9 protein-coding genes are annotated in these 9,749 nt (G+C 51.3%); all 9 read right to left on the reverse strand.

Translation table 11 applies throughout. The annotated features are described in order from the left end of the window. Positions 1-2: 2 nt before the first annotated feature. Positions 3-560 carry a 4Fe-4S dicluster domain-containing protein gene (locus tag B5D23_RS04400; protein ID WP_078684194.1) on the reverse strand — a complete coding sequence of 186 codons (558 nt, stop codon included), beginning with the start codon at positions 558-560 and terminating at the stop codon, positions 3-5. Between the two features lie 22 nt (positions 561-582). Then, on the reverse strand, positions 583-924 hold the full coding sequence (hypA, locus tag B5D23_RS04405) for a hydrogenase maturation nickel metallochaperone HypA (protein ID WP_078684195.1): 342 nt from the start codon (positions 922-924) through the stop codon (positions 583-585). Positions 925-1,153: 229 nt separating this feature from the next. Beyond that, positions 1,154-2,236, reverse strand: coding sequence for a hydrogenase large subunit (locus B5D23_RS04410; RefSeq protein WP_078684196.1), 1,083 nt, complete (start codon positions 2,234-2,236; stop codon positions 1,154-1,156). Continuing rightward, entirely contained in the window at positions 2,236-2,772 is a 537-nt protein-coding gene (locus B5D23_RS04415) for an NADH-quinone oxidoreductase subunit C (RefSeq protein ID WP_078684197.1), read from the reverse strand. Before B5D23_RS04415 ends, B5D23_RS04410 begins: the two co-directional genes overlap by 1 nt. Next, positions 2,769-3,311 (reverse strand): 4Fe-4S dicluster domain-containing protein, encoded by a 543-nt coding sequence (locus B5D23_RS04420; protein ID WP_078684198.1) that lies wholly within the window; start codon positions 3,309-3,311, stop codon positions 2,769-2,771. Before B5D23_RS04420 ends, B5D23_RS04415 begins: the two co-directional genes overlap by 4 nt. Further along, positions 3,296-3,754, reverse strand: coding sequence for an NADH-quinone oxidoreductase subunit B family protein (locus tag B5D23_RS04425; protein WP_078684199.1), 459 nt, complete (start codon positions 3,752-3,754; stop codon positions 3,296-3,298). The genes B5D23_RS04420 and B5D23_RS04425 overlap by 16 nt, the downstream gene beginning before the upstream one ends. A 12-nt stretch (positions 3,755-3,766) precedes the next feature. Next, complete coding sequence (locus B5D23_RS04430) at positions 3,767-4,717, reverse strand: respiratory chain complex I subunit 1 family protein (protein ID WP_078684200.1); 951 nt, start codon at positions 4,715-4,717, stop codon at positions 3,767-3,769. Positions 4,718-4,723: 6 nt separating this feature from the next. Next, positions 4,724-8,482, reverse strand: coding sequence for a proton-conducting transporter transmembrane domain-containing protein (locus B5D23_RS04435; RefSeq protein ID WP_078684201.1), 3,759 nt, complete (start codon positions 8,480-8,482; stop codon positions 4,724-4,726). 75 nt (positions 8,483-8,557) lie between these two features. Beyond that, positions 8,558-9,214, reverse strand: a complete 657-nt coding sequence (locus B5D23_RS04440; RefSeq protein WP_159445910.1) for a Crp/Fnr family transcriptional regulator — start codon at positions 9,212-9,214, stop codon at positions 8,558-8,560. Between the last annotated feature and the right edge of the window lie 535 nt (positions 9,215-9,749).

Below are 9,749 nucleotides of genomic sequence, written 5' to 3' on the forward strand. Positions count from 1 at the left end.
TGTCATCCTTTATGCATCGAAGAGACGCTAGCTTCGCGGGCTCTCGCAATCATGAGCTGTTTGCGGTGATCGGTGAGGGAGACGAGGCGAAGAGCTTGAGTGGGACACGCTTCCACACAAGCACAGTGAAACATGCCGTCGTCATCAATTCTGTGAACACAGAGGTTGCATTTTTTTATTACGCCCAGGTTGGTTCTGCCTTTCTGAGTGGTCCCTTCGTGAAGGACCTCGATGGCTCCAAAGGGGCAGGCCATAACGCAGACCTTGCAGCCAACACAGCGATTTTCACTGATCTGGACGATGCCATTCTCTTGATAAATGGCTCCGGTTGGGCAGGCATAGGCACAGGGCGCGTCTTCGCACTGCCGGCACAGCATGGGAACGTTGAGTTCATCGACTCTCACTATGTGGATTCTGGATATGAGCCGATAGCTGTTTGCCTTTGCCTCTGGCAGTGTGCAACCGCTATGTGCCTGTGCACAGGCCAGCTCACACTGCTTGCAGCCAACACATTTGGATGCGTCGGCGTATATAATGGAGTTCTCTTTTGGTTCAGGCACGTTTCTCCCCTCCAATGGTTGTTCAATCGGCCTCGAAATTTTTCACGAAAAGTTCGCGTCCTTGCACAAGATTGAGGTCGTTGGCATTGCAATGGGAACACGTGTTCAACCAGGTGTGAGCACGAATGGAACCGCCGCAGCGAGCGCAGTTGAACACTGCTTCAACGGGTTCGATGATGAGTTTGGCCCCCGCCAGCGAACTGGTCTCGGTGGCAACTTCGAAGCATCCCCGCAAGGTCTGCTCCTCAACACAGGATAACTCGCCGACGCATATGGTCACCGAGTGAACGTGCGAAATGCCGTGTTTTTTCGCTTCTTCCTCCACAATGGAGATGATGCTTAGAATGATTGAAATCTCATGCATGGCTGATATTTCCCGACTGGTGTTTGTATACAGCGGCTACAATTCATACGAGTCGAGTAAACTCTTATCGAGGAGTGAAATCTGTCCAGTTTTTGACAAAACAGAATTTTTTTGTCGAGAAGATAGAGCCTCACAAAATGAGGAGTCAGGCTCTATCTTCTCTATAGGATGAGGGGCTTATGGCTCTGGTTTGGCTGTGCTTAGAGCACAGTCCCTGCTGTTTTTCCCGCTATCTTTCAGTGCAGGATATGCAAGGATCAATGCTGTTTACGATCAGTGGAATGTCCGAAACCTTACAATCTTTCATCATGACGTGGAGCGCTTCCCAGTTCATATAGGTAGGAACGCGCCACTTGAGCCGCTGAGGCCGGTCTGTTCCATCGGACTTCAGGTAGTAAATTAATTCACCGCGCGGGGCCTCGGAACGGGCAACAGACTGTCCTTCGGGAATTTCTGGCAGGTAGTCTGGTACGAGTGGTCCGGGAGTCATCTGGTCGAGGCACTGCTCAATGAGTGAAAGTGCATCCATGACTTCTCGCAGGCGAACCAAGGCTCGGCTTTGGACGTCTGCTTCTGTCCTTGTCTGAAGAGTAAAGGACAGATGTTCGTAGGCCGCGTAGGGAGCATTGACGCGGATATCGCAAGTAACGCCGGAAGCTCGGGCAACAGGTCCGACAACCCCCATGTGAAGGGCATCTTCTTTAGGGAGTATTCCCACTCCCTGCGTTCTCGCGATGATGAGTGGATCTGTTTCGTAGACCTTGTGGATTTTTTCTATGGGACGCTTCATGGCCTCTAACTGCGTGCGCAGAAAGGTCTCGATGTCATCATCAATGTCGTATTTGACGCCGCCAATGCAATTCGCCGCAAGATCCATGCGGTTGCCATACACTCCCTCTTTGACGTCCTGAGCCAGTTCTCGTGTTTCCATGACGTGCATAAAGAGTGACTCGAACCCGATGATGTGGGCCATGATGCCGACATTAAAGAGATTTGAGGCGATTCGCTTGATTTCGTCAGCCATGACCCGAAGGTAGCGGGCGCGTTCTGGAACCTTGATTCCTGCGAGGTTTTCGATAGCCATGCAGTAGGTGCAGGGATGGCTATTGGAACAGAGGGAACAAAGTCGCTCCGTTAGCGTGATATTCTGGAAATAGTTTCGCTGCATGGCGAGAGATTCCATACCTCGGTGCACGTGCCCTGCATTGACTTCAAGACCCTTTACTGTTTCGCCTTCCACTTCCACACGAAAGTACATTGGCTCTTCAAGTGCGACGTGTAGCGGGCCGACGGGAATAGAATAGGTTGACATTACTTTGTCTCCTTGGCCCAGTCAGGCATGCTGGTTTCAGCAAAAATAGTTTCCCACAACTGCTTTGTCGACGAACCGTTCATCATGGACGAGAGCGGAATGAGTCTGTTGAAGATGCCAGTATCAATGCTGGGATCCAAGAACAGTCTCTTGGGCTTTTCCCGTCCTGATAGCTCAATATCAAAAAGTTCTGCGAACTCTCTCTCGTGCCAGTCTGCGTTGGAAAAGTGATCAATGAGGGACGGAATGACGCGACGTTCGGGCGTTAATCGAATGGATAGGGTCAACACTTTTCCGTCGAGGTCAAAGTTGTAGACCAGTTCCATGTCGCTTTCTTTGGCAAATTTCTCTGTGTTGAAAGCGGTGATGGCACACAGCCGTGCCCCAGCCTTGGCTAATCCCTTTGCGGCCTCTAAGAGCATCTCCGCAGAGGGCAGACTCGCCCAGACGAAGAGATTGCCATAGCCGTCAGTGCTTGTTGTGAGTTCCAGGCTGGGGAGGATGCTATCAAAAATATATGCGTCATTATTCTTCATGTTGAGCTCCTGTCCGTCGTAGTGAATGCAGTGCCTTTAACGTGTTGTAAGGCAGTGATTCGACGACGGCATTCTGGGCAGGTGCGGAGAATTTGAGCTGCCTTGACCGCACCGACCAGTCCTTTGGACAGACGGTTCTGGAGGTGTGGGTGCATGTGCTTTCCACATTCCTCACATAAGGGATATTCGACGAACTGAACTTCGCAGTAGCTGTACTTGTCGGCCTGTTTGTGTGCCATATGCCAGTCATTGGTCATGACAATGGCTCCGGCCGGACAGTAATGCTCGCAGAGACCACAGAAGGTACAGGTGTTGTGCCAGAGACGAAATTCCATGCCGCTACCATCTGGCGTATCAGTTAATGTGATTGCTCCACCTGCACACACGTGACTGCAGATGCCACAGGCAAGGCAACGGGCGGGGTCGAGTTGTGCTCTGCCTCGCAGTCGTTTCGGCGTAACGGTCTCACCGAAAGGAAATGGCTCTGTGGCGGGTCCCTTGGCGATGTTTTTGGCGAGTATTTTTAGGAACGGGAGCATGTGTTCATCTCCTTAACTTTACATTTCCAGATCTCACACGCCTTGAGGATGCCTTCCATGATAGCCTGCGGCCGGGGAGGACAGCCGGGAACGTTGACGTCTATTGGAATGTAGCGGTCCATTGGCCCTTCGATAGCGTAGCTGTCGCGGAAAACGCCTCCGGAGATAGGGCAAATACCGACTGCAATGGTAATTTTCGGGTGAGGAATTTCTTCGTACACCCTGATAACTCGCTCCTTGACCCGGGTCGTAAGCGGACCGGAGATGAGCACGATATCAGCATGGCGAGGGCTACCACAGTATTTGCAGCCAAGGCGCTCCACATCATAGCGCGCGATGAGGGCTGTGGTTGCAAGTTCCACATCACAGCCGTTACAGGACCCCGCATTGATGCGGTAGAGCCAGGGGGACTTGTGGACGAATTGTTTGAGGAAATTATGCATGGTAAACCTCGCTTAACGAAGCAGGTATGCGCCAAACAGGCTGGCATAGGCCAGTGAAGACGGATACTTCAGGAAAAAGGTGAATGCCTGGTCGATACGGAGACGACCAGTTGATGCCCTGAAAAGTGAGACTGCCGTCAGCATCAGAACAAGGCATTTCAGCAGATGGAATGGCAGGTTGAGCCATATTCCTCCCGGTAACAAAAGAGGGAAGAAAAGGGCCACGCCAAGATTCAGCACAACCATAAGTTTGACCGCTGACATCATGTTGAACAGCGCAAGCAGCGGCCCGGAGTATTCGAGAATGGGACCTTCGATGACTTCTTCTTCGGCTTCGGGAATATCGAAAAGTCCCGCTCCCAGAGTTGCAGGAATGAACAGCAGGTATGCAACAAAGGCAGGGAGCATAACGGGATCAAAAAGAAATGGTCCGTGAGTCGTCTGATAGGAGATGATACTGCTCAGGGAAAGTTGCCAGTCTGCGCGCACCGCTACAGCGAGGAGGGTGGCAAGCAGAGGAATTTCGTAAGCGAACATGATGACCATTTCTCGTGAGAAACCAAGGGCACCAAATGGTGAACTGGACGCCGAACCGCCGAGCATGAAGGAGATGGCGGGCAGTGAGAAAAGGTAAAGCAGTATGAAAATATCTCCGGTTCCAGGTATGCCATTCCAGACACCGGGAATGGGAACGAGAGCAGCACAGATCAGGCTGCCACACAGACCAAGCAGCGGAGCGATTTTAAAGGCAATCGCGTTGGCTGATTCTGGAATGAGTATTTCTTTTGTGCTCAGCTTAATAATGTCGAAGATGGGTTGCAGGACCGGAGGTCCGATTCGTCGTTGGAGTCGGGCTACGGCAATGCGGTCTACGCCTTTGAAGAGCAGTCCCATTATCAGGGCGAATATACCGCCCGGGAAAATAAGCATGGCAATGGTTGCATGAATGTAATCGGTTACCATGATTCTTTACTCCTTGGAGAAGGGGGAAGAGATGACGCGCAGTATCCGTTGGACGATTTGCAGGGGGGGCGCGTACACATTTTCGGCTGTGACATGAGTGTCTTCTTCGTCCAGCTCCGTGACGCCGCACAAGTGCATGTTGGTGCGGCGGATTTTTGTATTCATGAGCCTGAGTAGTCCAAGTCCCATAAGGAGCGCCGTAAGAAGCATGTAGCCGATAAGCGTGGCATTCCAGAGAAGTGCGTTGCCTATGGTGCCAGAAAGAGAATTCGGTATGGCCGTCATCCCTAGATCTTCGAGTATGGTTCCGAGTGGATGCAGCAGAAGCCCAGGGAAAAGTCCGGTGATAATGCAGATCGCGGCGAGGATTCCCATAGGAATGAGCATGGGCCGTTCCACTTCTGTGACGTCTTTGTGCCGTGCGGGAAGAGTGCCAAGGAATGCGGAGTGAAGAAATTTAAAAAAGTAGGCGAGGGTGAGCACACTTCCGGATAGAGCGAGCAAAAGCAGGAGGATTTCCCCCTGGTTTGCAAGCTCGTTGTACAGGAGCCATTTGGACGTAAAGCCGTTGAAGGGAGGCACGCCAGCTGCGGATAAGGTCGCGACGCCAAACGCGAGCATGGTGAAAGGCATCCGTCGGCCAATGCCACCGAGTTCATTGAGAGAGTGGGCATGTGTCTTGTACATCAGTGCACCTGCGCAGAGAAATGCGAGGTTCTTGAAGAACATGTGGTTGACGAAATGCATTAAACCACCCGTAACGCCGAGGGGTGAGCCAAGGCAGATGCCGAGCAAAATGTATCCAATCTGGCTGACCGTCGAGTAAATGAGGACCCCTTTGATGCTGGACTGTGTCACAGCTTTGTACGCAGCATAGAAGATGGTCAGGGCTGAAATCCATGCTCCCACATACATCAGGTGCTGCATGACTGTGGAATTCAGTAGCGGTCTGCCGATGATGAAGGCGAGGGTGAGCATTCCAAATGGTGCGGACTTGAGGAGAACCGATGAAATGTATCCGCTTATGGGCGTTGGTGCCGCCGCCGGGTGCATCTGCCAGTCGATGCGTAACGGTATCATTGCGGCTTTCATGAAGAAGCCAATGCTCATGAGCGCAACAGGAAAGATCCATTCGCTTGGAGTGAGGTGCGGCATGGCAAGGGCAATAGTGTCGATGTCATACGAGTTCGCAAGCCTTCCAATGAGCAGAACGCCCAAGAAAAGACAGGATGCTCCTGCTATGTTGAACAGAAAGTATTTCGTGCCTTCGCGCCGGGCCTCATCTGTCTCTTCATGGATGATGGCAAAGAAGAGCGGCCAGCTGCTCATGATTTCCCAGAAGGCAAAGAAGTTGAAAAGGTCCTTGCTGAGAGCGAGTCCGCTTAATCCGCAGACCATCATGAGGGAGGAAGCAAAGAACCTCCAGTGTGTGTGGCTGTGGTCCATGTACTTGCTTGCGTAAATAAAACTCAGAGTTGCCGAGAAAAGAAGCAGGGCAACAAAGGCTGTACCGTGAGCCGATTGCGAAGGAATGAAGAACAGACTGCACGCCGCTAGAGCTGTTGTCATAGCTGCAATGGTTCCCATTTTTCGGGAGTGCTTTAGGCAAAGCATGAGGCATGCCCCAAAAACGAGAATGAGGGCAGGCACAGGCCAGTGTATGGTCAGCTCTGGAATGGATGCCATATTGGATGTCGACCAGATGGCGGTCGCAGCGTTGGTCACAGGGGACAGCCACAGGGATGGCTGGAGACCAAAAAGCACACAGGTACACGCCAGCGCAAGCAGAGCCGCCAGCATTGTTTTTGGGGCTTCGTTCACATGGTCGTCAGTATTTTTCGTAAAGAAAAGAACCTTGATCAGGCGGCTGTAATATACAGTTCCAATGAGGCTCCCTGTTAGGATCAAGAGCGCGACAGGATATGCTCCTTCACTGACTGCGGCATGGAGCATGAGAAACTTGCTCAAAAATCCGTTGAATGGTGGCAGTCCCATAATGGCGAGAATGCCAACAGCAAAGCATGCTCCTGTTATTGGCATCCGTCTGCCAAGTCCTGCGAGTTTTTCTATGTGCTGACTTCCTGCCCGCATAATGAATGATCCAGCAGCGAGAAATAGCAGGCTTTTTATGAGCGCATGATTAACAACATGGCCGAGAGCTCCTGCTGTCGTAAGCCATGTGTTTATGCTGAGAATAAGAGTGATTTCGCCGACCTGAGCAAGAGTTGAGTAGGCGAGCATCTTTTTGATGTCATTTTGGCGCAGAGCCATGATTTCACCAAAGAGGAGCGTGATTCCACCGGTCAGCATCAACAGGTTTGGCAGGAGTGCACTACCTGAGAAGGTCAAGAATGGTGCCGCCCCGGCAGTGAGCAGTGGCAGAAATTTTATGAGTCCGAGGATGCCCGCTTTGGTCAGAATGCCAGACATTGGGGCCGAGATTGAAGAGGGGGCAACCGGATGAGCGTCTGGGAGCCACGAATGCATGGGGAAAAGACCTGCTTTTACTCCAAGTCCAATAAAGAAGAGCAGTCCAATAAGAGCACCTGCTCCGCCAAGGGTAGCGGGTGCTGAAGTGTGCAACAGGGCGATGTCAAAGGTTCCTGCAAACTTGTGCCAGAGGAGAATGCCATAATGCATAATTGTGGCACCAGAAACGCACATCACGATGTACTTGTACCCGGCCCTGAGTGCTTCGCGGGTCTGCTTGTGAATGACCAGAAGGTAGGAGGTCCAGGTCATGAGTTCCCAGAAAAGGTAGAAATTGCCAAGATCCTTGGCTGTAGCAACGCCGATCAGTGAGCCGTACATAAGGAACAGAAAGAAGAAATAGCGGCTGGCGTGTGGCTTGTTTCCAAGGTATCCGACAGAGTAAATCACCACGATGGAGCAGACAAAGGCGAACAGCACAGACCCCAGGAAGAAAAAGGCGTTCGGTTGGGCGACTGTGGCGACAACGGCTAGTGAGATCGCAGCGAGTGCGATGGCGAGGATATTCTGGAGCTTTGGGAAATACTTACCGACAGTGACAATAATAAAGGCGCCGAGATAGGGGACAAGCACCTCGATGGGCCAGGGGCTTTCGAAGTGTGGAAGTCCGTTCCCGATGGTCGTCGCACCCAAGGAAGCCGCGAGGCTTTCACAGAAATGAATCAGTGGCTCAGGATGGAGCGTCATCAGTGCTGTGAGACCTGCCAGCAGAAGTGGAATGATTCCCGTCACCGAGAGCGTCTCATTGTTGTGGAGACGTGGCTCGACGTTGTCGGTTTCGAAGCAGATGGTTTGAATGATGCGCAGGATATATATGGCCGCGATGATAGTGCCTATCGTGGCTGACGCGGCTATGAAATAGTTGCCATTTTCAATGGCGGCGTAGATGACGAGAAATTTGCTGATAGCTCCCTTGAATGGGGACAGTCCCATAAAGGAGAACATGCCGAATCCGAACAAAAGAGACGTCATCGGCATGTGAACACTGCTCCCCCGGAGTGTTTTCAGAGTCCATGAACCGGCTTTGGATGCAAGTCGCCATGCAGTCAGAAAGACAAGGCTTCGGATGACGCATTGGTAGGAAAGGTGCAGAAGAGCACCGGATACTCCCGAGAGGGAGCCAATGCCAAAGCCAATGAAAAGGTAGCCACATTCAGCGACGGCAGAAAATATGAGCTGGCGCTTGAGATTGTTGATAGAGCGCAGAGCCAGCAGTTCGCCTACAAGAATAAAAAGCGCGCCGCAGATGGCAAAGCTGGTGTGTGTGATGGACATTTCTGAAACCTCCTGCAAGCGGTATAGACCGGACCCAGAAGAGGTTTCTGTCCATTTTTTGACAAATGGGGAAAATTAGAGAGGCAGTTGGGATTCTTTGTGTAGCCGTTCCATGTCTGGAATGAAAAATTTACCACGCCCACGGCGTTCTACGAGACCGGATTTATACATGTCGTTGAGGAGAGTCGAGACCAGTTGGCGTGAAGACCCGATTACCTGAGCGATTTGCTCCACTGTGAGTGTCAGTTCTAGGTATCGTCCGCCGTTTTCTTCTTTGCCGGAGTGGAGCGCTTCTTCATAGAGAAAGAGTGTGAGGCGCAATGCGGTGTCGCGAAAAGCAAACCCGTCGATAATGGAGAATGTGCTGGAGAGTAATTCACCGAGGACTTTTACCATTGTCATGGTGAATTCACTATGTTTCGTGGCGATATCCTTGAATTTAAGGATGGGGCAGGTGTACATCATGCCGTCTTCGAGAGCCTGACAGGTCGCTCTTGTGTGGGTGCTGTAGATGTCTCCTTTGCTAAGGATGGAGAGCATGAATTCTCTTGATGGAGAACTCATGAAAATTCGAGCGCGTCCCTCTCGGATAATGAATACGAAATTCTCAGTGTCGTCGGGGGAGGCCAGCACCTCTCCTTTGCGAAAAGTGCGACTTCGAAAGGCGCCCAGAATGTCTTCACTTTCTGGAGATTCGATGATTTTGACAAGATCAATGCTTGTTAATTTCATTTTTGATTGCATGGCGTGCTCAATGTTGGATGTTGTCGCGAGTCTTTTTTCATGGCTAAAAGGAAAAGTGACAAAGAGCAATCTGGCTGTGAACAATCACTTCTGAAAGACATTGTAGAGGTCTATACAAGAAAATGTTTTTTAGAAAATCTGGCGTAATTATCCGAAACACATTTTAAAAATTGCATTTGCTCTATTCGCAATCCCTTTTGATGACCATACTGCATCCTATTTTATACGATGTTGAGCTTTGGCGAAAGGGACAAAGGAAAGAGAGGAACATGCAAAGCTGATTTTTCGTTTCAATTCACGCCCCCGTGGGGGGAGCGACTAGCCATCATGTTACCCAACGTTATCCACACTTCCCAGTTTCAATCCACGCTCCCGTGGAGGGAGCGACCTACAATGAATTCGCCTATGTGATTACTCTCAGTGTTTCAATCCACGCTCCCGTGGAGGGTGCGACCAGCACGCACCGGGGCTACTTGCCCAGCTTTCGGTGTTTCAATCCACGCTCCCGTGGAGGGAGCGACGT

It is taken from the genome of Desulfobaculum bizertense DSM 18034 (genome assembly GCF_900167065.1).
GTDB lineage: Bacteria > Desulfobacterota > Desulfovibrionia > Desulfovibrionales > Desulfovibrionaceae > Desulfobaculum > Desulfobaculum bizertense.